This window comes from Parafrankia sp. FMc2 (genome assembly GCF_041008525.1).
In the GTDB taxonomy this organism is placed as follows: domain Bacteria; phylum Actinomycetota; class Actinomycetes; order Frankiales; family Frankiaceae; genus Parafrankia.
Window position 1 is genome coordinate 14,230 of the sequence record NZ_JBFLUG010000001.1, and the last position, 26,005, is coordinate 40,234.

The following is a 26,005-nucleotide window of genomic DNA, read 5'->3' on the forward strand; positions in this document are numbered from 1 at the left end:
ACGGGGTGAAGGGGCTCGTGGTCGAGGCGGCCTGCATCGCCACCCACGCCGTGCTCTACCCGGCCGCCGTGATCGGGCGCCGGCGCGACGGCGGCCCGGCCGACCACTACCGCCTCGGCGATCTGACTCCCCTGCAGCGCGGGCTGATCGTCGGGGACCCGACGACCGCGCGCACACCGGTGCTGCTGGTGCACGGCCTGGTCGACAACCGGTCGGTGTTCGCCCGACTGGAGCGCTCCCTGCGCCGGCGCGGCTTCACGACCGTGACGGAGATCGATGTCCCACTGTTCGCGACCAGTGTCGAGGCCGCGGCGGAGCAGCTCGCCGAGACGGTCCGCCAGGTCGTCGGGCGGCACGGGCATCCCGGCGTGCACATCGTCGCTCATTCCCTCGGCGGGCTCGTGGCCCGCTACTACGTGCAGCGGCTTGGCGGCGGCGACCACGTCCACACACTGGTCACGCTGGCGACGCCACACAACGGGACCCGGCTCGCCCGCCGGCTCCCCCGGGTGGCCGCGTACCGGGTCCTGGCCCAACTGCGGCCAGGATCGTCGCTGCTGCGTGACCTCGACGAGCCGGCACCCGGGGTCGGAACCCGCTTCGTCGCTGTCGCGGGGGGCCTGGACACGATCGTCCGTCCAGACGAGGCGAGGCTCATCCACCCCGATCTGATCGCCGAGAACATCCTGGTGGACGGGGCTGGCCACCACAGTCTGCCGTTCAGCAGCGCGGTCGCACACATGATCGCCGGTGTGCTCGCACCCACCCCCACGCCGGCACGGACGTCCGCAGATCGGCACGAAGGTGCTACACCTTTGCGGCTAGTTGGAAGCATCTGTCCGAAACAGACGGTGTAGCCTCCTCCTCGGTTTATGGGATCCCTCCTCCCTCCGGTCCTCCGGCGGGTGCCTTGCGACCATGGGAGTGCGCGTTGACGCGACCGCAGTTCCCGAGATCCGAGCACGGAGAACGCCGACGCAGAGATGCCCCGCCCGTTGACGGGCAGGGCGCGTCCGTGCCCGGAAGATCGGGATTCGCCGCCGTTCAGCTACGGCGTACAGGAGTTGCCACGGCGGTGGTTTCCACCATCGGCCTGGCCATGATCAATACGACCGGCATCGCGCATTCCGAGGCGCCGGCGCAGCTGGAGGCCAATCCCTCCGGCACCGTGGTCGGAGCGTCCTTGCTTTCGGCCGGCAGCAGCGTGCAGGCCGGCGGCACCGCCGTGACCACGCAGGTCGTGGTCGCCGCCGGCGGCACGGACGATCTGCACGGCGGCGGCCCCGCCAACGGCGAGTCCGCGGAGGCGCAACGCCGGCTGGGTGACCTGCTCCAGGCCCGCGACGAGATCGTCGGCCGGGAGGCCCTCGCCGTGGTGGCCCAGCGCAACGCGGCGATCGCCGCGGAGGCGGAGCGGGCCGAGGCGGCGCGCTGGGTGCGCCCCATCGAGGCCCGGATCACCCAGGGCTTCGGCGGCTCGAACCATCACATCGGGGTGGACTTCGGCGCCGCCCACGGAACACCGATCCACGCCGCGCATCGCGGGACGGTGATCTATGCGGGCTGGGAGACGGGATACGGGAACTTCGTGCAGATCATGCACGAGAACAACGTGGTCACCAGCTACGGCCATCTCTCCCGTATCGATGTCCGTCTCGGCCAGGAGGTCGCCACCGGCCAACAGATCGGCCTGGAGGGCAACACCGGCAGGTCCACCGGGCCGCATCTGCATTTCGAGGTCCGGCTGAACGGCCAGTACGGGACCAAGGTCGACCCGCTGACCTGGCTCGCCGGCCACGGCGTCCACTACTGACCGCCGGGCCGTCAGCCCCGGGGCAGCCGGTGAACCACGACCCCGCCGGTCCTGGCCTGGCTGGTCGCGGGGCGCCCCGCGACCAGCCAGGCCAGGGTCCGTCAGAGCTTCTCCACCGGGGCGTACCGCAGCAGCAGGTCCTTCGTGCCCGTGCCGGAGCCGAAGTCCACCTTCGCCTGGCGGGAGTCACCGACCCCGCTGGTCGCGACGACGACGCCGAGGCCGAAGGTGTCATGGGTGACCCGGTCGCCGGGGCTCAGGTCGACGATGGGGCGGCTGGCCGGCCGGGCGCTCCGCGCCGCGAACGGGGAGTTCTGCGGCCGGGGCCCTGCCCCACCTGACCCGGACCCGGACCCGGAGCCACCGGACCCGAAGCCGCCGGACCCGCCGGAGCCGCTGGAGAACCGGCCGCCCGCGGGGGCCGGGGCCGGCTCAGGCAGCCTGCGCCAGTCGACAAGCGACTCGGGGACCTCACCCAGGAACCGCGACGGCGGGTTGTACGCCGGCTGCCCCCAGGCGCTGCGCACCTGTGACCGGGTGAGGTACAGCCGGGCGCGGGCGCGGGTGACACCGACATAGGCGAGCCGCCGCTCCTCCTCCAGCCCGGTCGGGTCGCCGAGAGTACGCAGATGCGGGAACACACCGTCCTCAAGTCCGGTGAGGAAGACCACCGGGAACTCCAGCCCCTTGGCGCTGTGCAGGGTCATCAGCGTGACCACCCCGTCGGAGCCGTCGTCGTCGGGGATCTGGTCCGCGTCGGCGACGAGGGACACCTGCTCCAGGAACTCGGCGAGAGTGCCCTCGGGGCGCCGCTCGGCGAACTCCTGGACAACCCCGACCAGCTCACGCAGGTTCTCGACCCGGCCCTGAGCCTCGATCGTGTCCTCGGCGACGAGCTCGGAAAGGTAGCCGGTCCGCTCCAGCGCGGCCTCGATCACCGCCAGCGGGCCCTCGGGCAGCAGCTCGCGCAGGCCGTCGAGCAAGGCGGCGAAGTCCCGAACGGAGCGAGCCGACCGGGCGGCGACGCCGGGCACCTCGTCGACCCGGGTGAGCGCCTCCGCGAACGGGATCCGCTCCCGCTCCGCGAAGGCCGACAGCATCGCCTCGGCGCGGTCCCCGATGCCCCGGCGGGGGACGTTGAGGATGCGCCGCAGGTTCACCGTGTCCGTCGGGTTGGCCAGTACCCGCAGGTAGGCGAGGAGGTCACGGACCTCACGCCGCTCGTAGAAGCGGACACCGCCGACGACCCGGTAGGGCAGGCCGACCCGGATGAAGATCTCCTCGAACACGCGGCTCTGGGCGTTCGTCCGGTAGAAGACCGCGACGTCTGCCGGCCGGGCCAGCTTCTCGTCGCCGAGACGGTCGATCTCCTCGGCGACGAAGGCGGCCTCGTCGTGCTCGTTGTCGGCGACGAACCCGACGATCCGCTCACCGTCACCGGCGTCGGACCACAGGCGCTTGGGCTTGCGCTGGGCGTTGCGGGCGATGACCGCGTTGGCCGCCGAGAGAATGGTCTGGGTGGACCGGTAGTTCTGCTCCAGCAGGATGACGGCCGCGTTCGGAAAGTCCTCCTCGAACTCGACGATGTTGCGGATGTTCGCCCCGCGGAACGCGTAGATCGACTGGTCGGCGTCACCGACCACGCACAGCTCCGCCGGAGGAACCGCACCAGACGGCGGGACCGCACCGGCACCGGCCTCGGCCTCGGGGTCGCCCGAGTCGGCCGCACCTGCCCGGCCCGGCCGGCCGACGAGCTCGCGGATGAGGACGTACTGGGCGTGGTTGGTGTCCTGGTACTCGTCGACCAGCACGTGCCGGAACCGGCGGCGGTAGTGCTCGGCGACGTCCGGGAAGGCCTGGAGCAGGTTGACCGTGGTCATGATCAGATCGTCGAAGTCCAGCGCGTTCGCCTGCATGAGGCGTTGCTGGTAGGCGGCGTACACCTCGGCGACGGTGCGCTCGATGTGGTTCGCTGCCCGGTCCCTGGCCGCCTCCCAGTCGACGAGCTCGTTCTTCAGCGCGCTGATGGCCACCGCCAGCCCTTTGGCGGTGTGCCGCTTGGGGTCGAGATCGAGATCCCGGGTGACCAGAGTGATCAGGCGCTGCGCATCCGCCGCGTCGTAGATGGAGAAGGAGGAACCGAAACCGAGGCGGCTGGCCTCCGAGCGGAGGATGCGCACGCAGGCCGAGTGGAAGGTGCTGACCCACATCGCCCGGGCCCGCCCGCCGACAAGGGCCTCGACCCGCTCCCGCATCTCGCCGGCGGCCTTGTTCGTGAAGGTGATCGCGAGGATCTCCCCCGGCCGCGCACCCCGGGCTGCCAGCAGGTAGGCGATCCGGTGGGCCAGCACCCGGGTCTTACCGGACCCGGCACCGGCGACGACGAGCAGCGGGGCGCCCGCATGCACCACGGCCGCGTGCTGCTGGGGGTTGAGCCCTTCCAGCAGTTCGTCGGGGTCGAGGTGGGGCGGTCGGGGGCGGCCCGCGCCGGCCTCCAGCACTGCCGGACCGAAGCCGGGGCCGGGCCGGTCACCGCCTGTGGCACCACCACGCGGCCCAGGGCCGGCAGGAGCCGCCGGGCCGGCTGGCGAACCGCCGTCGACCAGGCCCCCGGGGCCGAAGGTGTCGTCGAAAAGAGTGCTCATCAGACCTCGATCGTACGTTCGACGGACGAACCGCCCGACGCCGTGGTCAGGCCGGCCACCGCGTCATGATGCCGGGCGGGTCCGACACTTCCACGGCCGGCCCCGGCCCCGGCGGCCGGGTCTCATCCCACCCGCGCGGCGAGCGCCGCGACCCGCCTGTCGACAGCCGGGTCGAGGTTGCCACCGGAAAGGATGACGGCTGTCGGCCCGGAGGCGAGGTGCGGCATCCGCAGGAGTGCGGCGACTCCGGCGGCACCCGCGGGCTCCACCCGGTGGCCGGCACGCCGCAGGACGACCATCCCGTCCCAGAAGGCGTCCTCGTCGACCGTGACGACGTCATCCACCAGTCGTGCGGCCAGCGCGAGGGTCAGTCGACCGGGGGCACCTACCGCCATCCCGTCCGCGATGGTGCCCGCCGGTGGCTGCTCGCGGCCGTCGCCGGCCGCCGTACCGGACGCGCTGCCCCCGGGCGGCACGGTCAGGCGGCTGCCGGCGTGGAAGGAGGCGGCGAAGGCGGGCGCGGCGGCCGCCTGGACACCGATCACGCGGACGTCCGGGCGCTGGTTCCTGATCGCCACCGCCAGCCCGCACAGCAGGCCGCCGCCGCCCACCCCGGTGATCACGGTCGACAGGTCCGGGATCTGCTCCAGGAGCTCCAGGCCGATCGTGCCCTGGCCGGCGACAACCGCCTCGTCGTCGAACGGGTGCACCAGGAACGCGCCGCTGTCGGCGGCGTAGGCCGCCGCTGTGCGGATGGCGGCGTCCACGCCTCCCGAAACGTGCTCGACCCGAGCGCCCAGGCTGCGGGTCCGGGCCACCTTCGCCGGGTTCGCGCCCTCCGGCACGAAGATCGTCGCGGCGGCGCCGAACCGGGCAGCGGCGAAGGCGACACCCTGGGCATGGTTGCCCGCGCTCGCGGCCACCACCCCCCGCGCGCGGGCCCGCGGGCCCGCGGCAGCGATCCGGTTGTAGGCGCCACGCAGCTTGAACGAACCGGTGTGCTGCTCGTGCTCGCACTTGAGCCACACCGGTGAGCCCGGGTCCCCGGTGATCTCCGGGGCCACGACGACCCGGGTGCGGCGCGCGACACCGCTCAGGCGGGCCGCCGCTGCCCGCACGTCGGCGGCATCGACCGGCAGCACGTCCCCGCCGACCGAACGGAGGGCGTTGTCCCGCCCGCGGGGGCCGGTGCGTGCGCCGAGCGCATGGCAGGCGGACTGTGCCGGGCGTGCACGGTCCGGGCGGGGCAGACCCACCCGCACGCTGATCCGGGCGGAGGCGACCGCCGCTCCGCCCTGGCGATCTCCGGCGCCGTCGGCATCATCCGTGCCGCCTGGATCGTCCGCGGGGGACGCCGGGGCAGCAACGACCGACGGCCGGCGTACCGATGGTGATGTCATCAACACTCTCCTGGTGGCTCGGCGGCCACCTCCACCTGCGGCCGCGGCAAACAAAAAAGCCCCCCGCCAGAGGGCGGAAGGGCTCGGCGCGCGACCCGCTCGGGGCGGTCGCGCGCCTACGTAATCACCATGAGGGACCGCGGCACCTCTCCAGGGTGCGCCGCGGCGGGGACGTAGTCAAACCAGGCCTACGCCCATCCGCGCACGTACTGCCTGGACGGGCGCCCGTTCGGCCCGGCGCCGGGCCGCGTGCCCAGCTCGCACCGATCTTGGCCGGCCAGCACGCGCGGAACCGTGGCCCGCGCCAGGCGTTCGCCCGTCACCCCCGTGGTTCGCCCGTCGCCCACGTGGACGGGGGACGGCTGGCCCACCAGCCCGACACCTGATCGAGCGCCTACGACGACCAGTGCTCGAGGGACGGGCGATATTGGCGCCGAAGCAGAGAAGAGAGGTTGCTCTATGTCAACAACTCCGACGTTAGGGGCCTATTATCCCTAATGTCCGGTTCGACAACGAGTGAGCCGTTACCGGCGCATAGAGTGACAATGCCGAGCGGCCAACAAGCGGCGAGCCTGCGCGTGAATCATCGCGCCACGAACGCCGTGTGAACCAGGGGCCGAACCCGCAACCAACCGACGCGAGAATGAGCGGCGGACACACCCACGGGAAGCCACCGCGCAGTGCGCAGATCCCGATGACCCCACCACAACCGAACAGCCGGCCACCCGTCCGCCGGGACACGGCATCTCACCCGGCAGGACGGGACCTACCGCACACCCGGCGGGACCGCGGCCACAATACGCGCGCCCTGGCAGCCGCTATCGGGCGCCAGCGGCCGCATCCGCACGAAATCCACGACTGCGGCACTGACCGACACTGACCACCGCAATGGCGAAACATGTATTTCCCAACGCAACACATCACCGCATACGCCCTGGTGACGGTTCCGGCGAGGCCCCCGTGCCCCGGCCGGGCCGCGCGCGGCCCGGCGCAGCCAGGTGTCGCCGCGCTGCCGCCGCACCACCGCCGCACCGGCAACAGCGGTACGGAGCAGCGGTGCGGCGGCAGCGCGGGCGGCGGTACAGCCGCGGCCCGAAGCGGGTGCGGAGGCGCGCGAACCGGCCGCCCGCAGGCCTGCGCGAGCCGCCGGCGGCAAGCTGTTCGCTACTCCCACTCAATCGTGCCGGGCGGCTTCGACGTGATGTCGTAGACGACCCGGTTGACCTGCGGTACCTCGTTCACGACCCGGTTGCTGATGCGCTCGAGCAGCGCCGCCGGCAGCCGGGCCCAGTCCGCCGTCATCGCGTCCTCGCTGGTCACCGCGCGCAGGACCACGGGGCAGCCGTAGGTCCGTTCGTCGCCCTGGACCCCCACCGACCGGACGTCGGCGAGCAGGACCGCGAAGACCTGCCAGATCTCCCGGTCGAGACCCGCCTTGCGGATCTCCTCCCGCACCACGGCGTCGGCGGCGCGCACGATGTCGAGCCGTTCCGGCGTCACCTCGCCGATGATCCGCACGGCCAGGCCGGGGCCGGGAAAGGGCTGCCGCCAGACGATGTCCTCGGGCAGTCCGAGTTCCTCACCGAGCCGGCGAACCTCGTCCTTGAAGAGCGTGCGCAGCGGCTCCACCAGGGCGAACTGAAGGTCGTCCGGCAGCCCGCCGACGTTGTGATGCGACTTGATCTTGGCGGCCGTCGGCGAGCCGGACTCGATGACGTCCGGGTAGAGCGTGCCCTGCACCAGGAAACCGATGTGCGCCCCCTCGGTCTCGGCGGCGCGGGCGTCGAGCTCGCGGGCGGCCTCCTCGAAGACCCGGATGAACTCCCGCCCGATGATCTTGCGCTTCTGTTCCGGGTCGGTGACTCCCGCCAGCGCCGCGGCGAACCGGTCGGCCGCCTTCACATGCACGAGGTCGATGCCGGTGGAGGCGACGAAGTCCCGCTCGACCTGCTCCGCCTCGCCGGCGCGCAGCAGCCCGTGGTCGACGAACACACAGGTCAGGGCGTCACCGACCGCGCGCTGTACCAGGGCGGCGGCCACCGCCGAGTCAACTCCACCGGACAGCCCACAGATGAGGCGCCCGCCGCCGACCTGCCTGCGTACCGAGGCGACCGCCTCGTCGACGATGTTGAGCATCGTCCAGGATGGCCGGCAGCCCGCACCCACGAGCAGGAAGTGGCGCAGGACGTCCATCCCGCGGTCGCTGTGCACCACCTCGGGGTGGAACTGCACACCGTAGAGCCGGCGGGCGGGGTCCTCGAACGCGGCGACCGGCGTGGACGGGGTGGAGGCGGTGACCCGGAACCCGGGCGGGGCCCCGGTCACGGAGTCGCCGTGGGACATCCATACCTGCTGCGAGGTGGGCAGATCCGCGAAGAGCACGCCAGGGTCGTCGACGCGCAGGCGGGTCGCGCCGTACTCGGCGGTACCCGTGCGGGCGACCGTTCCGTCCAGCGCCTGGGCCATCACCTGGTGGCCGTAGCAGATCCCCAGGACGGGGACCCCGGCGGAGAACAGCGCCGGATCGACCCGCGGCGCACCCGGCGAGTACACCGACTTCGGGCCCCCCGACAGGATCAGCGCCGCCGGACGGCGGGCCAGGATCTCCGCCACCGGCGTGTCCCACGGGACGATCTCCGAGTACACATGGCACTCACGAACGCGGCGCGCGATCAACTGGGCGTACTGCGCACCGAAGTCGATCACGAGAACCGTGTCGTATCCGGGATGTGCATCGGTGGAGCCATAGCTGCCACGAGGTGACTCGTTCACCCATCAAGCGTACGGAGCCCGCGGCGGGCCCGCGCCGGGTGGCACGACCGCCGGCACTGCCGCCACATTGGACGTGTCTTCGGAGCGCCCGGACGAACCAGCCGGCGAACCACCTCCGAAGACCATGAAGCCCGGATCGGATCGCAAAGGTCGGAGAAGGGCACCGGTGAGTGATGCATCGGCCGACTGACAGTGCCCGCAGAGATGGGCATCGGTGACAAACGTGGACGGCAAACCGCCACAACTGGCCCGCGCTCCACAACGGGCGTACGGTAGGCGCCTTTCGGGTGCTCACTCTGTACCGCTAAGGTGCGTTGTGAGGGACATCCGGGCCCCGATACCGAGCCATCCTGGTACGACCTGTTCCGGGAGGCTGGCGGAGAGGTTGCGAAGGTACGTGCGCAGACAACCGATGGCCAGCACCACGGGCATGGCCGCAGATCAGCCGCCGATGCCGGCTGCTGGTTCGCCCGTCGAAGGCGACGGGCATCACGACGACCAGCCCCCCATGCCGCCGCGCCCGGAAAGATCCGGCCGCCGCGGCCTCCGCCAGTTGGTGACCGACCCGACCAACTGGCGGGTGCGCACCAAACTGATCGCAATTCTTGCCGTACCGGTCGTGGCCATCCTGGTCAACTCGTCGATCCAGGCGGCGTCGGTTCTGACCAGCACGCGTGATGTCAACCGAATCCGCGATCTCATCGAGATCAACAGGTCGGCCGCACCTCTGATCTACGCCCTGCAGCAGGAGCGGACGTTCACCACCAGTTTCGTGGCCACCCGGCCCGGCGGCGTCGCGCCGTCGGTGGAGGTCCTGCAGACCGCGGTGGACGACGCTCTCGCCGGCTACCGGAGCGCAGCCGACCGCCGCCGGGGCTCCTTCGGCCCGGAGGTCAACGAGGCGCTGGTCAACGCTGACACGGCACTGGGCCGGATCGAGGGCATCCGTACCTCGATCGTGCGGATCGCGGACCCGGACTCGGTGCGCACCGCCTACAAGCCGATCATCGACTCGCTGATCGACCTCGTGATCCTCATCCCGCAGGGAAATGACGATCAGGAACTACTCACCAGCGTCAACGCGAATGATCACCTTGTCCGGGCGGACGAGGAACTCGCCAACGCACAGGCGCTTGCGCACGGCGTCATCGTCGGTGCGCAGCCATTCTCGACCGACGACTACCGTGAGTTCCTCACCACCCACTCGCAGCGCACCGAACTGATTCGCGCATTCGAGAGAGATGCGACGCCCGCCCAGCTCGCTACCTACCGTGACAATGTCAGCGCTGAGAATCCGGACATCGCGCTCACCGCTCTGTATACGGAGCAGATTCTCGACGCTCCTACGGACGTGCCACTGACGACACCGGCGGCGCCCGCGTCCGACAAGTGGGCGCGCGTGACCAAGGAGACCCTCGACCGCAGCAACGAGGTCAGCGCCAGTCTGGTCAACGACGCCGACGACCGGGTTGACGAGCTGCGCGGCGGAATCCAGCGCGGGGCCCTGCTCTCCGGTCTGCTGATCGTCTTCATTCTCGCCACCGCGCTGCTCGCGGCCGTGGTCGTCGCCCGGTCACTCGTCCGGCCGCTGCTCTCGCTGCGGACCGCCGCCCTCGATGTCGCCGGGCGCCGACTGCCCGAGGCTGTCCGCCGCCTGCGTGACTCCACCGACCAGACCCTCGACGACGACGTCGAAGCGATCGGTATCGACTCCGACGAGGAGATCGGTGAAGTCGCGCGGGCGTTCGACGCCGTGCACCGCGAGGCGGTCCGGCTCGCCTCCGAGCAGGCTGTCCTGCGGAACAACGTCAACGCGATGTTCGTGAACCTCTCCCGGCGAAGCCAGGGCCTCGTCGAGCGCCAGCTTCGCCTGATCGACGACCTGGAGAACCGCGAGCAGGACCCGGACCAGCTCGCCAACCTCTTCAAGCTCGACCACCTCGCCACCCGTATGCGGCGGAACAACGAATCCCTGCTCGTCCTCGCCGGGACGGACACCGCACGCCGGTGGACGCACCCGGTGCCGGTCAACGAGGTCGTCCTCGCCGCCATCTCCGAGGTGGAGCAGTACACCCGGGTGAAGCAGACCGGCGCGGCGCCGGTCTCCATCGCCGGAAGCGGTGTCAGCGACGTGGTCCATCTGATCGCCGAGCTGCTGGAGAACGCCACCTCCTACTCGCCGCCCGTCACCGACGTCGCGGTGTCCAGCCACTCGCTGGGCCCCGGCGCCGGCGCGATGATCGAGATCGAGGACCAGGGCATCGGCATGCCCGCCAAGGAGCTCGAACGGGTCAACGAGCGGCTCGCGAACCCGCCGGTCGTCGACGTCTCCGTCTCGCGGACGATGGGTCTGTTCGCTGTCGGCCGGCTGGCCGGCCGCCACGGCATCCGGGTCCAGCTGCGCGAATCCGCCTCCGGCGGTATCACCGCCGTCGTCCGGCTGCCCGCCAAGCTGGTCACCGGCGACAGCGGTGCACTGCCGAGCGGACCGCGCCCGGCAGCGATCGCCCCCGCGAACGGGCGGGACGCCGGTTCGGCCGGCGGCCGTGGCCCCGCCGGTCCGCCCGCGCTTCCACCCGCGCCCGAGCGCAACGGCATCGGGTCGGGCCTGCAGACCACGAACTTCAACCCGATCGTCGACCCGGCGACCGCCTCGGCCGCAGGTGGCTCGTCCGTTGCCCCCGGCGGCAACGGTGCCGGGTTCGGGCAGGCACCGGGCGGTGGCTTCACCAGCCCCGGCGGAGCATCGCTGTTCGGTGGGCCCCGCCCGCCCCGGCCCGACTCCGCCGAACCGGCTGGCCGCGGTGAGCGGGGCGGCTGGGGCGAACGGGACGACCGGGCCGGGCGCAACGGCCAGTTCGCCCGGGACTCCGGCAGCGGGCCCGGTTCCACCGGGCCCGACCGGTTCGACGCCGGCCCGCCTGCCGGCTTCCCCGACCAGGGGCGTACCGGTCCCGAGGATTCCGCCGAGTACCCGCTCGAGGCCTTCGACTCCGGCTCCCTGCCCCCCCGGGGCGGCACCGGCTACGACCAGGGCGATTACGACCAGGGCGGTTACGCCGAGGGGCCGCACACCGGCGAGCACCCCTACACCTACCCGCTGGAGACCGGCGGGCGGCGGGCTGAGACCGGCCCACAGCACACCGGGCCGCAGCAGCACACCGGCCCGCGCGGGTACACCGGCCCGCAGGAGCTCACCGGTCCCCGGGAGCACACCGGCCCGCTGGAACTCCCCGGGCACCTGGACCGGTCCGGCCCGAACCGGGTCCCGGACGCCGGGCGAGGGCTCACCGACTCCAACGGCTACCCGCCCGCGGACGTCCGAGGTGGGGACGACCTGTCTGGCCCGCTGCAGATCGGGCTGCCCTCGGGGCCGAACCAGGTCTACAGCGAGCCTGACACCGACGCGCTGTCACGCCCGGGCGGAGTGTTCAACCGCGGTGCCGGGCGGCCCGCACCCGACACGGGTGACCCGTTCCCGCGCACCGGCCCGGGCCTGGCTGCGGCTTTCCGCGGGAACCGGGAGATCGGCCCGGGCGAGACCGGCCCGAACCAGAGCTCCACGTTCGGGCGCGCCGAGGACACCGGCGAGACGGCGACGGGCGAGCTGGAGGGCGACGACACCTTCACCACGCCGATCTTCGACTCGGTGTCGGCCTGGTTCCAGCGCAAGACCCCGTCACCCGCGAACGGCGCCGGCAACGGCAACGGCAACGGCGCGGTGAACGGCCGGGCTGCCGCGGGCCGCCCCGCGCCGGCCCGCGGGCAGGCACCGGCGGGCCCGCCCGTCCAGGCCACACCGCTGCCCCGGCGGGCCCAGCCACCGGCTCCCGCCCGACCGGGCACCGGCATCCAGCCGCCAGGCGCACCGAGGTCACCGCTCCGCGGCGAGCCGGCACTGGACTCCCCCGGCCGGGGGATCCGCCGCCCCGGCCCCGGCGTGCAGGTCCCTGCCGCCGCGGCGCAGGCTCCCCGCCAGGTGCCGCAGACCGGTCCGCAGCCCATGGCTCCCGCCGGGCAGGCGCCGGACGGATCCTGGTCGTCCGCGGGCGACGAGGGCTGGAAGGCTGCGGAGCAGCTCCGCCAGCCCACTGCCGGCGGCACCACCCGGTCCGGACTCCCGGTTCGAGTTCCCATGACCCATCTCGTGCCCGGCAGCGCCGAACCAGCGCCCAGCCGGCGTCCCCCCGAGCCGGCGGCGACACGCTCCCCACAGGCCGTCGGTGGCCGGCTCGCCAGCTTCTACCAGGGCGTGCGGCAGGGACGTGATGTCGGAGTTGACACCACGAGAAACCCCCGACGTGATGCGCAGGAGGAACGGTGACACCCGTGAGTTCCGAGGCCCAGAACCTCAACTGGTTGATCAACAACTTTGTTGACCGGGTTCCGGGCGTCGCCCACACCGTGGTGGTTTCCGCCGACGGACTGCTGCTGGCCGTCTCGGACGGTTTCCCCCGGGACCGGGCCGACCAGCTCGCCGCGGTGGCGTCGGGGCTGGTGAGCCTCACCGGCGGCGCCGCCCGGGTCTTCGAGGCCGGCGCGGTGACGCAGACCGTCGTCGAGATGGAGCTGGGCTTCCTGTTCATCATGGCCATCAGTGACGGGGCCAGCATGGCCGTCCTCGCCGCACCGTCCTGCGACATCGGGCTGGTCGGCTACGAGATGGCGTTGCTCGTCAGCCGCGCCAAGGACGTCCTCACGCCGGCCCTGCGGGCCGAGCTGCAAGGGACGCTTCCGCGGTGAACGGTAAGTCCAGGGAGTCAGGGTGAGCATCGATCCCGAGAACGCGCCCGGACCGGTCGTCCGTCCCTACGCGATGACCGGCGGGCGAACTCGGTCACGCTACGAGCTCGCCATCGAGGCACTCGTCTTCACGACCCCGCTCGGTGAGGAGCGGGCACTAAGCCTCAACCTGGAGCAGCAGACCATCGCCGCGATGTGCCGGCAGGTGCGGTCAATCGCTGAGATCGCAGCCGGTCTGAGGGTGCCTCTCGGGGTCGCCCGCGTCCTGGTAGGCGATATGGCGGACGAAGGCTTCGTCCGCGTCCACCAGCAGCCGGACCGCGATGAGGCGCCGGATCTCGCGTTGCTCGAAAGGGTTCTCAGTGGCCTTCGAAAGCTCTGACCACCGACGGGTCAACTCCGCCGTCGCCACGACCTCGGTCAAGATCGTGGTGGCGGGTGGGTTCGGCGCCGGCAAGACGACGTTCGTGGGCTCCGTGTCCGAGATCGTCCCGCTGCGCACCGAGGCCGTCATGACCGAGGCCGGCGCGCACGTCGACGACCTCACACACCTCGTGGACAAGACCACCACGACCGTGGCAATGGACTTCGGCCGTGTCTCCCTCGACGAGGACCTGATCCTCTACCTGTTCGGGACGCCCGGGCAGTACCGGTTCTGGTTCATGTGGGACGACATCGTGCGTGGCGCCATCGGCGCGATCGTGCTGGCCGACACCCGGCGCCTCGCCGACTGCTTCGCCGCCGTCGACTACTTCGAGCAGCGCCAGCTGCCGTTCGTCGTCGGGGTGAACTGCTTCGACGGCATCCTGCGACACTCCATCGAGGATGTCCGGGAGGCACTGCAGATCAACCAGGCCGTCCCGATCATCACCTGTGACGCCCGCAACCGCGACTCCACCAAGACCGCCCTGATCGCGGTGGTCGAGCACACGATGACGCGCGCGGCGGCGCGTACCTGACCCGAGGCCGCGGGGTCGACCGCCCCGCTGCCCCCACGCCGTCTGCGTCACCGGGACCGGCCGCCCCGCACGTCAGTTGACCTCCTCGGCCTGCAGGTCAATCATCCTCTGGTCAGGCTCGACGATGACGTTGAGCCCGGGGGTGGTGGCACTGACGACGTGCAGGCCGAATTCGTTGTTCTGCTGCGTCCACACCCCGCCGGCCAGCGGGACACTCGCGACGTTCTTCGGCAGCTGTTTCGCCTGGTCCCCGAAGGTGACGGGGCCGACAACAGTGCGGGCCTGCTGCAGCCTGGAGATCGCATCGGCGATCCCCTGCGGCTCGTCGATGGATTCGACGGTGACGAGTGCCTGCGCGAGCACCTCGAACATCGCGTGGGTGAACCCCAGGATCGGGGGCCAGGGCCGCCCTTTGTCGTCGTTGTACTCGGCCGCGATCTCCTCCGCCGTACGCTGGGTGAGATAGCTGCGGAACTGGTGCCGCGGGGACCAGCCCACCTCGGTCGAGAATCCCTTCGCAGCGACACCGAAGGCCTGCAGGTCGTCGCGGAAGAGAAGTGCCCGCGACAGGCACACGATGTGCGGCCGATAGTTCTGCTCGTTCAGCTCGCGCCAGAACGCGGAGAAGTCCGTCACGTTGGGCACGCCGGCGACAATGGATACCTCGTTCTCGACGATGTTCCGCACTATCGACGAGTAGGAGCGGGCGTCCACGTTGTAGCGGTAATCCTCCGGCCTCCCGACGATCTGGAAGCCTTCCTCCCCCAGTTTGGGCAGACCGTAGTCGGGATTGGCGAACGCGTCGCCCTCCTGGTCCCGCGGTAGCAGCAGCGCCACGCTGCGGGGGACCTCCAGCGGGCCCCACATGCCCCGGTAGGCCGCCCGCAGATCGGCCATGCCCCAGTTGAGGTGGTACGTCCAGACGAACGGCCGCTGCGGATCACCGCCGCGAGCGTAGAACCAGGCCTCCCACGGCACCGCGGACGAGATACAGGGAACTCCCTGTGCCTCGCAGATGTCGGACACCGGGTTCACGTTGTCCGCAGTGCCACCGACCAGAACGACGTCGACCCGGTCGGTGAAGATGAGGTCGGCGGCGGCGGAGGCGGCTCTGTTGCGGTCGGACTGCCCGTCCCGGACGAAGATCTCCACCGGCAGCGTGTTCCTGCCGACCCGGATGCCGTCCTTGAACTGGTTCCGCATCCGCTCGACAACATGATTGTCGACGTCGGCGTAGTTCCGCAGTGCGCCGGTTTGCGGGCTGACCATGCCGATACGCACCGCACGACTGCCGCTGCCGCTCGAACCACCGCCGCAGGCGGCAAGCAGGGCAGCCGACGGAACCGCAGCCGCGGCCATTCCCGCCGCCTTGAGAAGGCCCCGGCGATCGACCAGCCGCCAGCCCTCCGGACGCATCTCGACGCGGGGCCCGGCCGGGCTCTCCGGCGCCGTGACCAGGTCCGCTCCGCCGGGATCAGGGAGGCCAGAACCTCCGTGGTTCAAGATTTCCTGAGCGGCGTGCCGCCGCCTGGCACCAGCAACACGGTCAGACCAGAACATGACACACGATCCTGCCCCATGACCGGAAAATGCAATTCACCGGGTCCGCGGACCGGCGGGCCGCCAGGAACATCGGATAGCGTGCCGATCCCATTTGTCGGGCTTCTCCGGTAAGCCCTCACGCAGCGCAGCGAGGTCGATCCGCGGCGCTGACGGTGATCGCGTCCGACACTCACCGCCCCACTCTCAACACCGCCCCCGCATTCCACAAAGGGCACACTTCGTGAGGGAGAACCCCGCCCCGTGTGGTGGAGGAGTACGGAGGCGGAGGGGTACGGAGGCGGATCAGTTCACGTAGCAGGCCCGGTCCGGCTGGTTCTGCGCCGCACGGAGGAAGAGGGTTCCCTCCGCCCTGCCGCCCGCTCCGCGACCGGGGGAAACGAGGCTGTCCCCGGACACTCCCGCGAGCGGGCCGCTGGTGAACTGAACGGCGGCGACCGTGGTGTCCGGATTATCGCCCTGCGAGGGATCCATCCTGTACTCCCCCGGGGTGTTGTTCCACCGGTACGTCAGCCCCGTCGGCTCGACGACGAACACGTCCGGCAGCGGCTCGCCGGCGGAGTTCACGTCAACCATCAGGCGGCAGCGCCAGGTCCCGTTGACCAGGGCCCTGCCCTGCAGCGCCTCCTGTGTGGTCGGCTCCTGGGCGACCTGGCTGGCCTGCGGGGCCGTCGGCTCCGGCGATGACTCCTCGCCGCTGTCCCCGCCCATCAGCACCGTGTACAGCCCGACCACGAGCAGCGACACCACCAGGGCGATCGCCAGCGGGCCGATCCAGCCATGCTTGAGCCAGGCGAACCGGTCGGCTTCCGGCGACGCGGAGTTCTCGTCCGGCTCGTCGTGAAGATCCGCGGGTTCGAGCACACCGACCGCTCGGGTCCCACGGCGCTCCGCCGCGGCACCGCCGCGCGGACCAGTCCCGCCGCTGCCGCGGCCACCGTCACCGCGGCCACCGTCACCGCGGCCACCAGCGCCGCGCACGGCGGACCCACGGCTGCCGGTGCCACGACTACCCGTCCCACGGCTGCCGGTACCGCGGTTGTCAGGCCCGTCGAGCCCGTCCGCACGGTCCAGACCTGCCACGTCGGTGGCACCCGTGTCCCGGCCGCGGCGGCCCGCACGACCCGCACCGCGCGCCGCCGACCGGCGGTTCTCCGGGCGCAGATCCTCGACGTCCAGCGCGCCGGCGGCGGACCGGTCCCGGCGCGGTGTACGGGTGCGCCCGGCGGACCCCGTCTCGTCCAGGCCGGCGTCGTCCCGTGCCTCGCCCGGCCGGGGCGACCCGCGCCGCGGCGCCGGTGTCGAGACGGCCTGCAGACTGTCCGTGTCGGTCACCGGATTCGGGGTGCGCCGACGGTCGGCCGGCACCCCTCGCTGCCCGGTGCGGCGCACCGAGCGGGACGGCTGCCAGCCCGAGTCCTCGTCCCGGTCGGCCCCGCTCCGCCCGCGGCCCCGGCGGGTGACCAGCGACGTCATCTCGACCGCGCTCTCAGGACGCCTCCCGCGGCCCGGACCGGTCGTGGTGACAGCCGGGCTCGCGGCACCCTGCGGACCCGTCCCGACCCCGGCGACCGGTCCGGCACCGGACGGGGCCGTTCCCGGGCCTCCCGGGCCTCCCGGAGGCAGTGCCGGGACGTCCGTGCCCGGCCGGAAGGACGGCCGCGCGGTGAGAATCGTGTCCTCGATCGGCGCGCCGGCCGGCAGCGCGCGCCAAGGCCCGGACGGCCCCGACAGGGCGCCCGGACCACCCGGGTCCGGCCGGCCCGAGCCTGGCCCGTCCACCCTGGCCGGTACCCCGTTCGGCAGCGGGCCGGACAGCGGATCCATGCCAGGCGGCAGTGGCTCAGCACCGCGGCGCCGCGCGGGAAGGTAGTCCTGGGGCACGTCCCGACCTGGGACGCGCCATGGGCCCGACGCCTCACCGCCGCGTGGCTCACCAGCCTGATCCGCCATCGGCAGGCCCGGTGACGACGGGGTGGACCAGGAACCGGACGGAAGCGAGGCCCGCGTGCGCGCCGGCGCCGGACCGGTACCACTGTGGGCTCCTCCGGTGCCGCCCGGCGCGAGTGCCTGGTGCCCGCCGGCTGCGCCAAGTGGCATCGCGCTGCCCGATCCGGCGGCGCCAGCCGTGCCGGCCCGCGGCCCGGATTCGCCCCCGATGGGCATTCCGCCGGTGACCGCTGGGCCGCCGAGCGGGTACGGACTCGCTGGCGGAGGATTCCCCGGCGGCAGGCTCGCCGGCGACGGCGCGCCGGGTGGCAGGGCGCCGGCGGAGCGCAGGGGCCCACCGGGCGACGGGGCGGACGAGCCATGGGCAGGCCCGGACTCGACGCCGTACCCACCCGGGCCGCCGATGCGGTATCCACCGGTATCCGTGCCACCCAGACCAGTGCCGCCGCCCAGAACATAGGGGCCAGGGCCGCTCGCCGGTCCGGAGCCAGAGCCAGGCGGCGGATCGGAGCGGTTCGTCGGGTAGCCGTCCTGCGGCGGTCGCGCGACCCGCGGCAGCCCGCCGGTCGGCGGACCCTGCCGGGGCGGTAGTGAAGCGCCCATCTGCTGCCCGGTGCCCGAGCCCGCGCCGTTCCACGGGTCGACAGCCGCCCCAGGCCCGGTTCCTTCGGGCTGGCCGGAGTATCCGGTCGCCGGTCGGCGGAACCCGCCGGTCTGGTAGGGCCGGGGGAATCCGCCGGTCTGATCCGGGCGGAGCGGGCCACCGCTGCGCGGCCGGTCCGTGTCGGGATGCGGCTGCCGCTGTGGCGGCTGTGGCTGTGGCGGCTGCTGCGGCTGCGGAACGCCCGCGCCGTAGCCCGGATAGCCGCTCGGCTCGCCTCCGATACGCACCGATCCGGTTGCCGGACCGACAGGACCGGTCGGGTTGGCGGGAGTGACCAGGTGGTCCGGCAGGAGGGGCGAACGCTCGGTCGGATAGCGCGGCGGGGGCGTGGACTCGACGTAGCCCCGCTGCGCCGCACCGTATCCGGAAGGTGAGCCGAACACATCGGTGACCGGCGGCCCGGAGTCAGGCCTCGCGACGGCCGGCAGACCCGGCGGCAGGGGAACCGCGTGGGACGGAGCGGGGGTTGCGCCACGGCCGTCAGGAACAGCACGGGGCGTCTCGGCCTCGACCGCCGGACCGGCAGCCAGCGGTGACGGGCCACTCCACGTCGAGCTGACGTCGAACGGGTCGCTGCTCGGCGCGCCGACGACGACACCAGCCCCACCCACGACCGGGCCACCGCTGACGACCGGGCCGCCACCACTGACCACGGGGCCGCCACCGACGACCACGGGACCGCCTGCCGGACCGCCGCCACCGACATCAGGACCGGAGGACGGCCACGGCGTTGTGTCCCACCCGCCGCCGGACGCCGGGGCCGGGCGGTAGGACGGAGCCGCCTCCTCGGGTTCGCCGACCCGCTCGACAGCGAAGAAGTCGTCGTCGCGACGGCCGCCGGAGGGCCGGTCCGTGCTGTCTGTTGTCACGGATCAATCACCCGCCTGCCACCGCGATGGTTGGGCCCGCGTCGCCCGGCACCAGGCCCGCACCGCGCTGTCGCAGCCTCGTCGACTCCGCTCATCGACCGCCCTCGCCGACGAGGCCATGACTGCGACCGCGAATGTGGCCACGACCGTCCCGCACGCCCGAAACGGACCACGGAATCGACCGAGACGAACGCGAATCGGTCGCAAACGGGATCATCACACTGTACACGGACGCTCTCATCGGAGATTGCGGCAGGCCGTGTAGATCTCGCGCACGATGCGCTGGGAGCTGTCGGAACTGACGTCCCGGTTGAGGGCCAGGTACTGGTCCTGGGTGTACTGGCCCTCCAGTTTCGTCAGGGTGCAGGTGCAGAAGCGCTCGTTGCCGTCGCTGACGTTGAGGCATTCGTTGATGTAGGTCTGGCGGAGCTTCGGGTCGTACCGGCCTTCGCCCGCAGCCACCGGGCCGGTCACCGCGGGCGCGTCGTCGCCGCCCAGGACGATGAAGCCGGCGACTCCGAGTGCCGCCACGAGAACGACCGCGAGCGCGACCGCGGCCACGACCGGCCGGCGCAGCGTCGCGGCGAGCCGGCCCGGCAGCCCACCACGGTCCGCCGCGACCCCGGCATCGCCGCCGCCGGAGTCGCCGTCAGCAGAGCCGGCGCCGTCGGGGTCGTCGTTCCAGTCCGCGGACGGGTCGTCCAACATCCCCGGCTGGCGCTGCCCGCGCGCCCGGCGCACCGGCGGGCGGCGCGCGGATGCCGGGGCGTTGTACCAGGCGTCCTCGTCATCGTCCTGGTCGGCGTCGGCGTCGGCGTCATCCAGATCCGCGCCCGCGCCCAGGGCGGCCCGCGGCCCGGACCCCGCGCGCGACCCGGCACCGCCGGGCAAGCCCTCGGCCCCGGAGGCTGGCCGCCCGGCGGCTGGCTGCCGGGGCTGGACTGTCCGCCGAGGAATGCCCTCGGTGTGCTCAGGCGGCTCGGATCCGCTCTGCGGATCCTTCTGGAGCGCGGGAGCGGCGGGCCCTCCCGGCACGCGGGGGGCGAGCGGATCCGTGTGCTCCGGATTCCTGGTCCCCAGGTCGGCGGTCCCGGGGTCGACGTTGCCCGGTGTCCGGTTCCTCGGGGCGGAGACCACAGGATGGGCACCGCTCCCGAAGGGATCGACACCCAGCGGATCGGCGGTCTGGCCGGCGCGGTCGACGCCACGGCCAGCTGGTGTGGCGGGGTCGAAGGGGCCGGTGCCGGCCAGGTCTGCTGCTCCCGGCCCGGGACTGGCCGGGCCCGGCCGGGTCGCCGGCGAGCCGGTCTGGTAGCCGACGAAAGTGCCCGCCGTGGGCGTGGGCGTGGGCCCGGTGTAGGCCTCGCCGGTGAAGATCGGGCCAGTCGGGGCGGGGCCACCGGAGTTACCGGAGCCACCGGAGCCACCGGAGCCACCGTCTGGCGGCGTCCAGCCGCCGCCGGCCTGGCGGGCGGCCTCGCCGGGCGAGGCCGCGTCCGGCACGCCGACCCGGAAATCCGTCGTGTTCTCGGCAGTCGAGGCCGGGGCACCCACCCAGTAGCCGCCGCGCCGGGGGCTCTCCGCCCCACTCCCCTGGCCCGGGCGTGCCGGCCCGACAGAGACCGCCGCGGCGGCGCCCGTGACAGCGGAGCCCGCCATGGGCAGGTCGGAACGCGACGCGACGTTCGCGAGCCGCCAGGTCTGGGCGGGTTCGTCCCAGACATAGGCGCCGTCGTCGCTGACCCAGCGGCCGTTCTCGTCGAGGCGCATCAGCCGTCCTTCACTCCGGAGACGGACGGCTCCCAGAGTGCCACGACGGATCGGCACCCACGGCGCCCGGGTCGGTCACATGGCATCCGCATGCCGCGAGCCGGTCAGGCACCGCCCGTCAGCCGCCGGCGGCGACCATGATCTCGGCCTTCTGGAACTCCTTCAACGTCGCGTAGCCCGTAGTGGCCATGGCCGCGCGCAGCGCTCCGGCGATGTTCGCCACACCGTCCACGGCGTTCCCCCCGGCTCCGGTGAGGATCTCCGCCACGGAGCGGGATGCCGGCAGCTGTGCCCACCGCCCGCGCGGCAGATCGGAGTGGAGCATCTCCATCGACCAGACCGCGCCCTGACCCGGGGCGTCCACTGCCTGCGCCAGCAGCGAATCCACCATCACCGCGTCGGCACCACACGCCACGGCCTTCGCCACATCCCCCCCGCTGCGCAGGTCGCCATGCGCGATGACGTGCACGTAGCGGCCACCGGACTCGTCGAGGTAGCGCATTCGCGCCCCTGCGGCGTCGGCGACGGCCGTCGCCAGCGGCACACCGATTCCGAGGGTTGCGGCCGTGTCGTCACCCAGCCCGCCGCCGACGCCGACGATCACGCCGGCAGCCCCCGTTCGCATCAGGTGCAGTGCGGTGGAGAAGGAGGCACAGCCACCGACGATGACCGGAATGTCGAGCTGTCCTATGAACTGCTTGAGATTGAGCGGCTCGGTGCGCCGGGACTGGTGCTCCGCCGACACCGCCGTGCCATGGATGACCAGGAGGTCGACGCCGGCCGCGACGACGTACGGACACAGCGACCGGACCTTCTGCGGTCGCAGCGCGGCGGCGGTGACGATGCCCGCCTCCCGCATCTCGAGCAGCCGGGCACCGATCAGGTCCGGCTGCACCGGAGCGGTGTACAGCTCGCGCAGCCGCCCGGCCGCCGCGAGCGCGCCGGCCTCGGCGCCGAGCGCCGCCACCTCCGCCAGCAGCGGCTCGGGCTCCTCGTGCCGGGTCCACAGCCCTTCCAGGTGCAGGACCCCGAGCCCGCCCAGCCGCCCGAGCGCGATCGCCGACGCCGGCGAGGTCACCGCGTCGGCCGCCGCGGCGACGATCGGAAGGTCGAAACGGTAGGCGTCGATCTCCCATCCGAGCGACACGTCGGCTGGGTCGCGGGTACGCCGCGAGGGGACGATGCCCACGGCGTCCAGGCCATAGGCCAGCCGCGCGCTCTTCCCGATACCGATCTCGACGTCAGCCACCGTGTCCGGCCTCCTGGTCAACCTTGGCTAGTTCCGCCGACCATCCTGCCCGTCCGGCCGGCGGCAGGCCGTGACGAGAGGCAGCCGGGCTCACCGGGTGTAGTTCGGCGCCTCGACGGTCATCTGGACGTCGTGCGCGTGGCTCTCGGTGAGGCCCGCGGAGGTGATCCGCACCAGCTGGCTGTACTCCTGCAGGTCGTGGATCGTCGCCGAGCCGGTGTACCCCATGGCCGCTCGCAGGCCGCCGATGAGCTGGTGGGCCATGCCCGCGAGCGAGCCCCGGTAGGGCACCTGGCCCTCGACGCCCTCCGGGACGAGCTTGTCGTCCGACAGGACGTCGTCCTGGAAGTAGCGGTCCTTCGAGTAGGACCGGTTACCCCCACGGCTGCGCATGGCGCCGAGCGAACCCATCCCGCGGTAGGACTTGTACTGCTTGCCGTTGATGAAGATGAGCTCGCCCGGGCTCTCGTCGACGCCGGCGAGCAGACTGCCGAGCATCACCGTGTCGGCCCCGACCGCGATCGCCTTCGCGATGTCGCCGGAGTACTGCAGGCCGCCGTCGCCGATGACCGGGACGCCAGCCGCCCGCGCCGCGCGCGCCGCCTCGTAGATCGCGGTGACCTGCGGCACCCCGACGCCGGAGACGATCCGGGTGGTGCAGATGGAGCCGGGCCCGACCCCCACCTTGACCGCGTCGGCGCCGGCGGCGACGAGAGCGGCGGCGCCGGCGGCGGTGGCCACGTTGCCGCCGATGATGTCCAGCGGCCGGCCGTTGGCGCCGGCGGGCATCTCGGCCTTGAGCCGGGCGATCATGTCCGGCACGGCGCGGTGGTGGCCGTGCGCCGTGTCGACGACGAGGAAGTCGACCCCGGCCGCGACGAGGACCTGAGCACGCTTGAGGGCGTCCTCACCGACGCCGATGGCGGCTCCCACCACGAGGCGCCCGTCGGCGTCCTTCGTGGCGTGTGGGTACTGCTCGCGCTTGGTGAAGTCCTTCACCGTGATCAGCCCGCGCAGGCGGCCGGCGTCGTCGACGATGGGCAGCTTCTCCACCTTGTGGCGTTGCAGCAGGCCCAGGGCGTCGTCCGCCGACACACCCACCGGAGCGGTGACCAGCGGCATCGGGGTCATCACGTCGCGGACCCGGCGGGTGTAGTCGCGCTCGAAACGGATGTCGCGGTTGGTCACGATGCCAAGGAGCAGACCGCCCGGCTGGGTCACCGGTACGCCTGAGATGCGGTACCGCGCCATCAGGACGTTCGCGTCCTCGATCGTCGCGTCCGGGCCGCAGGTGATCGGTGCGGTGATCATGCCCGACTCGGACCGCTTCACCATGTCGACCTGCTGTGCCTGCTCGTCGACCGACAGGTTGCGGTGCAGGACGCCGACGCCGCCCTGGCGCGCCATCGCGATCGCCATCCGCGCCTCGGTCACCGTGTCCATCGCGGAGGAGACCAGTGGCACGGCCAGGGAGATGTTGCGGGACAGCCGGGTGGACGTGTCCACCGATGACGGAACCACCTCGGACGCGGCCGGCAGGAGGAGCACATCATCGTAGGTGAGGCCGAGCATCGCCAGCTTCGGGGGAAGGGCTGCCCCCTCGGCCCCCGGTGCGGACCGGACGTCGGCCGCCGGGCCGGGCATCGGGTCGATGCGGGGTTCTCCGGCCGCACGCGTGGTCGAGGTCGTCGGGGTGGCGGCGGAACCGTCCATGGCACCTTTCCGTTCGCGTCGGCCCCGCGCCTGCGGTGGCTACCCCGCGGCGCGTGGGGGATCCCGCGCCCGGCTACCGGGCGAGCCGGCCCACGCTCGGTGGACATGTCAGGGGCAGACGCAGGTCAGGAGCAGCAGACGCAGGTCGGGAAGGACCTGTCGCGCATGCGGCTTCGTGCGCGGCCCGCCGGTCGGGCGACGGTGATGTCCCCATCGTAGAGGCCTGGCATCGACCCCGAACTCCCCCGCGTGACCGAGAGCACCCCACAGGCCACGGACGAGCCTTCCGGCCGCGTATCGCACCCTGCTCCGTACTCAGCCGGCCCGGCCGCGGCGCAACCAAAGCGGAATACTGGCTCGCTAGCACAAAGAGCGCGGACCTGTCCCCGGAATCAGGCGAAAGGGATGCCGACAACAGGCAGACCGGGCACGGACCAGGAGCGCGGGGATCCCCGGGGCACCTCCTGAGAGCAGCGCAGGCACCACGGGAAGCCATCCAGGCCGGGACAGATTCGGGCATCTGGAACGAATGCCCCGCACGTCAGTGCCGGACTCGGTATCGGGACCACTAAGCTGTGGCTACAAGCGTAGCGTGTTCCTCGTGAGCAACGAGCCCCTCGACCCCTTCGCGGGCGACCCCGAGGACCCGGCGGCCGAGCTCGCGCAGCTCGATTCCGCCGAGGATCTGGACCTGCTCGAACCGCTGTCCCTCCGGGAGCGGGAAGAGATCCTCGCCGAGCTGGGCGACCTCGACGTCTTCCGGACGCTGCTCGAACCACGTGGCTACCGGGGCCTGGTGGTCGACTGCGAGGGGTGCGCCGAGCCGCACTACTTCGACTGGGACCTGCTGGCCGGGAATCTGCGCCACCTCCTCGACGAGGGGCGCACCCGGGTGCACGAGCCCGCCTACGCCCCGGACCCAGCCTGCTACGTGAGCTGGGACTATGCGCGCGGCTTCGCCGACGGCGCGTACGAGGCGTCGGCGGCCTCCGAGGCGGACACCCGCTGACCCCCGGGCGGCCCACCGCCGCCCCCGCCCCGGCCGACCGGTCCGCCCGGCCGCCGTTCGAAGGTCACTGATTCCGGGCACGCGCAACGCTGCGCGTGCCCATCTTTCTTGTGCCTGTTCCCGCGCCGCCCAGCCCAGCGCCGCCCCGCCCCGGTGCCGCGCCGCCCCGGTGCGCAGGGCGCCGGACCGCGACCCAGCCCACGCTTGGTGATCATTTTCGCCTGCGCCGGGAATTCGGATGCTGATTCGTGTTACGACCGTGGCGACGGGTAGGCGTCAACTGCCGGCGGCGCGCATCCGCCAACTGTCGACTGGTTGGCGGCGACGTGCGTGGTGTCGGTGCCCGGCGTGGTCGGACGTCCACGGTTGTCCCTGGTCGCGCCGTCCCGCCCGCTCCGGCCCGATCCGCGTCGGGAGCGCGGTCCGCCAGCAGGGAGACGGCGCCGTTCGACCGGGTGAAATTCCAAGATCTCCAGTCGATGGCGGGCGGCTACGGTGACCGGGTAGTCGCGGCGCCAGCCGCTCAGGTCGAAAGGGGGGTCAGGCCTATGACCGACGTCCGACGACTTCCAGGCCCCGGCGCGGAGAAGTGGGAGTGGCAGCTCCACGGTGCCTGCCGAGGCGAGAGCACCGAGCTCTTCTTCCATCCGGAGGGGGAGCGCGGCCCGGCCCGTGCCGCCAGGGAAGCCGCAGCGAAGGCCATCTGCGCGCGTTGTCCGGTTGTCCGAGCCTGCGGGGAACATGCCCTAGCCGCCCGGGAGCCCTACGGAGTATGGGGCGGAATGAGTGAGTCCGAACGGGAGGCGGTCCTGACCGGACGCACCCGCCGGGGTGCTGCCCGCCATGCGCCGGCGAGGCCAGGTCTCGCCCCGGCCTGCTAGACAGCCGG

General features: G+C 72.3%; 16 protein-coding genes. 8 read left to right on the plus strand and 8 right to left on the minus strand.

The window, feature by feature from the left end:
- Positions 1 to 5 precede the first annotated feature (5 nt).
- On the plus strand, positions 6 to 857 hold the full coding sequence (locus AB1460_RS00065) for a lipase family alpha/beta hydrolase (protein WP_368958471.1): 852 nt from the start codon (positions 6 to 8) through the stop codon (positions 855 to 857).
- A gap of 218 nt (positions 858 to 1,075) precedes the next feature.
- On the plus strand, positions 1,076 to 1,813 hold the full coding sequence (locus AB1460_RS00070; protein WP_368958472.1) for a M23 family metallopeptidase: 738 nt from the start codon (positions 1,076 to 1,078) through the stop codon (positions 1,811 to 1,813).
- Positions 1,814 to 1,914: 101 nt separating this feature from the next.
- On the opposite strand, the gene pcrA is transcribed toward AB1460_RS00070, so the two are convergent.
- The 3 genes from pcrA to guaA form a co-directional block, all read right to left on the minus strand.
- Positions 1,915 to 4,458, minus strand: coding sequence for a DNA helicase PcrA (gene pcrA / locus AB1460_RS00075; RefSeq protein ID WP_368958473.1), 2,544 nt, complete (start codon positions 4,456 to 4,458; stop codon positions 1,915 to 1,917).
- Positions 4,459 to 4,580: 122 nt separating this feature from the next.
- A complete protein-coding gene (locus AB1460_RS00080) occupies positions 4,581 to 5,858 on the minus strand; it encodes a threonine ammonia-lyase (protein WP_368958474.1) in 1,278 nt (425 codons plus the stop codon).
- Positions 5,859 to 7,022: 1,164 nt separating this feature from the next.
- A complete protein-coding gene (gene guaA, locus AB1460_RS00085; protein ID WP_368958475.1) occupies positions 7,023 to 8,630 on the minus strand; it encodes a glutamine-hydrolyzing GMP synthase in 1,608 nt (535 codons plus the stop codon).
- A 412-nt stretch (positions 8,631 to 9,042) separates the two neighbouring features.
- Between guaA and AB1460_RS00090 the strand changes: the two genes are divergently transcribed.
- The 4 genes from AB1460_RS00090 to AB1460_RS00105 are packed head-to-tail and all read left to right on the plus strand — an operon-like array spanning position 9,043 to position 14,332.
- Positions 9,043 to 12,954 carry a nitrate- and nitrite sensing domain-containing protein gene (locus AB1460_RS00090; RefSeq protein WP_368958476.1) on the plus strand — a complete coding sequence of 1,304 codons (3,912 nt, stop codon included), beginning with the start codon at positions 9,043 to 9,045 and terminating at the stop codon, positions 12,952 to 12,954.
- A complete protein-coding gene (locus tag AB1460_RS00095) occupies positions 12,951 to 13,373 on the plus strand; it encodes a roadblock/LC7 domain-containing protein (protein WP_018638950.1) in 423 nt (140 codons plus the stop codon). Before AB1460_RS00090 ends, AB1460_RS00095 begins: the two co-directional genes overlap by 4 nt.
- A gap of 22 nt (positions 13,374 to 13,395) precedes the next feature.
- Complete coding sequence (locus tag AB1460_RS00100; protein WP_006541596.1) at positions 13,396 to 13,755, plus strand: DUF742 domain-containing protein; 360 nt, start codon at positions 13,396 to 13,398, stop codon at positions 13,753 to 13,755.
- A complete protein-coding gene (locus AB1460_RS00105) occupies positions 13,736 to 14,332 on the plus strand; it encodes a GTP-binding protein (RefSeq protein ID WP_018638949.1) in 597 nt (198 codons plus the stop codon). Before AB1460_RS00100 ends, AB1460_RS00105 begins: the two co-directional genes overlap by 20 nt.
- A 72-nt stretch (positions 14,333 to 14,404) precedes the next feature.
- Here AB1460_RS00105 and AB1460_RS00110 read toward each other — a convergent pair whose 3' ends face one another.
- The 5 genes from AB1460_RS00110 to guaB all read right to left on the minus strand — a co-directional run bounded on the left by AB1460_RS00110 (position 14,405) and on the right by guaB (position 23,966).
- Positions 14,405 to 15,835 (minus strand): ABC transporter substrate-binding protein, encoded by a 1,431-nt coding sequence (locus AB1460_RS00110; protein ID WP_368958477.1) that lies wholly within the window; start codon positions 15,833 to 15,835, stop codon positions 14,405 to 14,407.
- Positions 15,836 to 16,177: 342 nt separating this feature from the next.
- Complete coding sequence (locus AB1460_RS00115) at positions 16,178 to 19,375, minus strand: hypothetical protein (RefSeq protein WP_368958478.1); 3,198 nt, start codon at positions 19,373 to 19,375, stop codon at positions 16,178 to 16,180.
- Positions 19,376 to 19,612: 237 nt separating this feature from the next.
- Positions 19,613 to 21,145, minus strand: coding sequence for a hypothetical protein (locus AB1460_RS00120; protein WP_368958479.1), 1,533 nt, complete (start codon positions 21,143 to 21,145; stop codon positions 19,613 to 19,615).
- Positions 21,146 to 21,263: 118 nt separating this feature from the next.
- Positions 21,264 to 22,394: a GuaB3 family IMP dehydrogenase-related protein gene (locus tag AB1460_RS00125; protein ID WP_368958480.1), complete on the minus strand. Its 1,131-nt coding sequence runs from the start codon at positions 22,392 to 22,394 to the stop codon at positions 21,264 to 21,266.
- Between the two features lie 90 nt (positions 22,395 to 22,484).
- Positions 22,485 to 23,966: an IMP dehydrogenase gene (gene guaB / locus AB1460_RS00130; protein ID WP_368958657.1), complete on the minus strand. Its 1,482-nt coding sequence runs from the start codon at positions 23,964 to 23,966 to the stop codon at positions 22,485 to 22,487.
- A gap of 733 nt (positions 23,967 to 24,699) precedes the next feature.
- On the opposite strand from guaB, the gene AB1460_RS00135 reads away from it, so the two are divergent.
- Together AB1460_RS00135 and AB1460_RS00140 are read left to right on the plus strand one after the other, a co-directional pair.
- Positions 24,700 to 25,116 (plus strand): DUF5319 domain-containing protein, encoded by a 417-nt coding sequence (locus AB1460_RS00135; protein WP_018638427.1) that lies wholly within the window; start codon positions 24,700 to 24,702, stop codon positions 25,114 to 25,116.
- 548 nt (positions 25,117 to 25,664) lie between these two features.
- Positions 25,665 to 25,997 carry a WhiB family transcriptional regulator gene (locus tag AB1460_RS00140; protein WP_035741549.1) on the plus strand — a complete coding sequence of 111 codons (333 nt, stop codon included), beginning with the start codon at positions 25,665 to 25,667 and terminating at the stop codon, positions 25,995 to 25,997.
- Positions 25,998 to 26,005 lie beyond the last annotated feature (8 nt).

What these genes read in the sequence shown, in the direction of transcription:
- AB1460_RS00090 (WP_368958476.1), top strand. Translation starts at nt 9,043, where the DNA reads ATGGCCAGCACCACGGGCATGGCCGCAGATCAGCCGCCGATGCCGGCT.
- AB1460_RS00140 (WP_035741549.1), top strand. Translation starts at nt 25,665, where the DNA reads ATGACCGACGTCCGACGACTTCCAGGCCCCGGCGCGGAGAAGTGGGAG.
- pcrA (WP_368958473.1), bottom strand. Translation starts at nt 4,458, where the DNA reads ATGAGCACTCTTTTCGACGACACCTTCGGCCCCGGGGGCCTGGTCGAC.
- AB1460_RS00120 (WP_368958479.1), bottom strand. Translation starts at nt 21,145, where the DNA reads ATGCGCCTCGACGAGAACGGCCGCTGGGTCAGCGACGACGGCGCCTAT.
- AB1460_RS00080 (WP_368958474.1), bottom strand. Translation starts at nt 5,858, where the DNA reads ATGACATCACCATCGGTACGCCGGCCGTCGGTCGTTGCTGCCCCGGCG.
- guaB (WP_368958657.1), bottom strand. Translation starts at nt 23,966, where the DNA reads ATGCTCGGCCTCACCTACGATGATGTGCTCCTCCTGCCGGCCGCGTCC.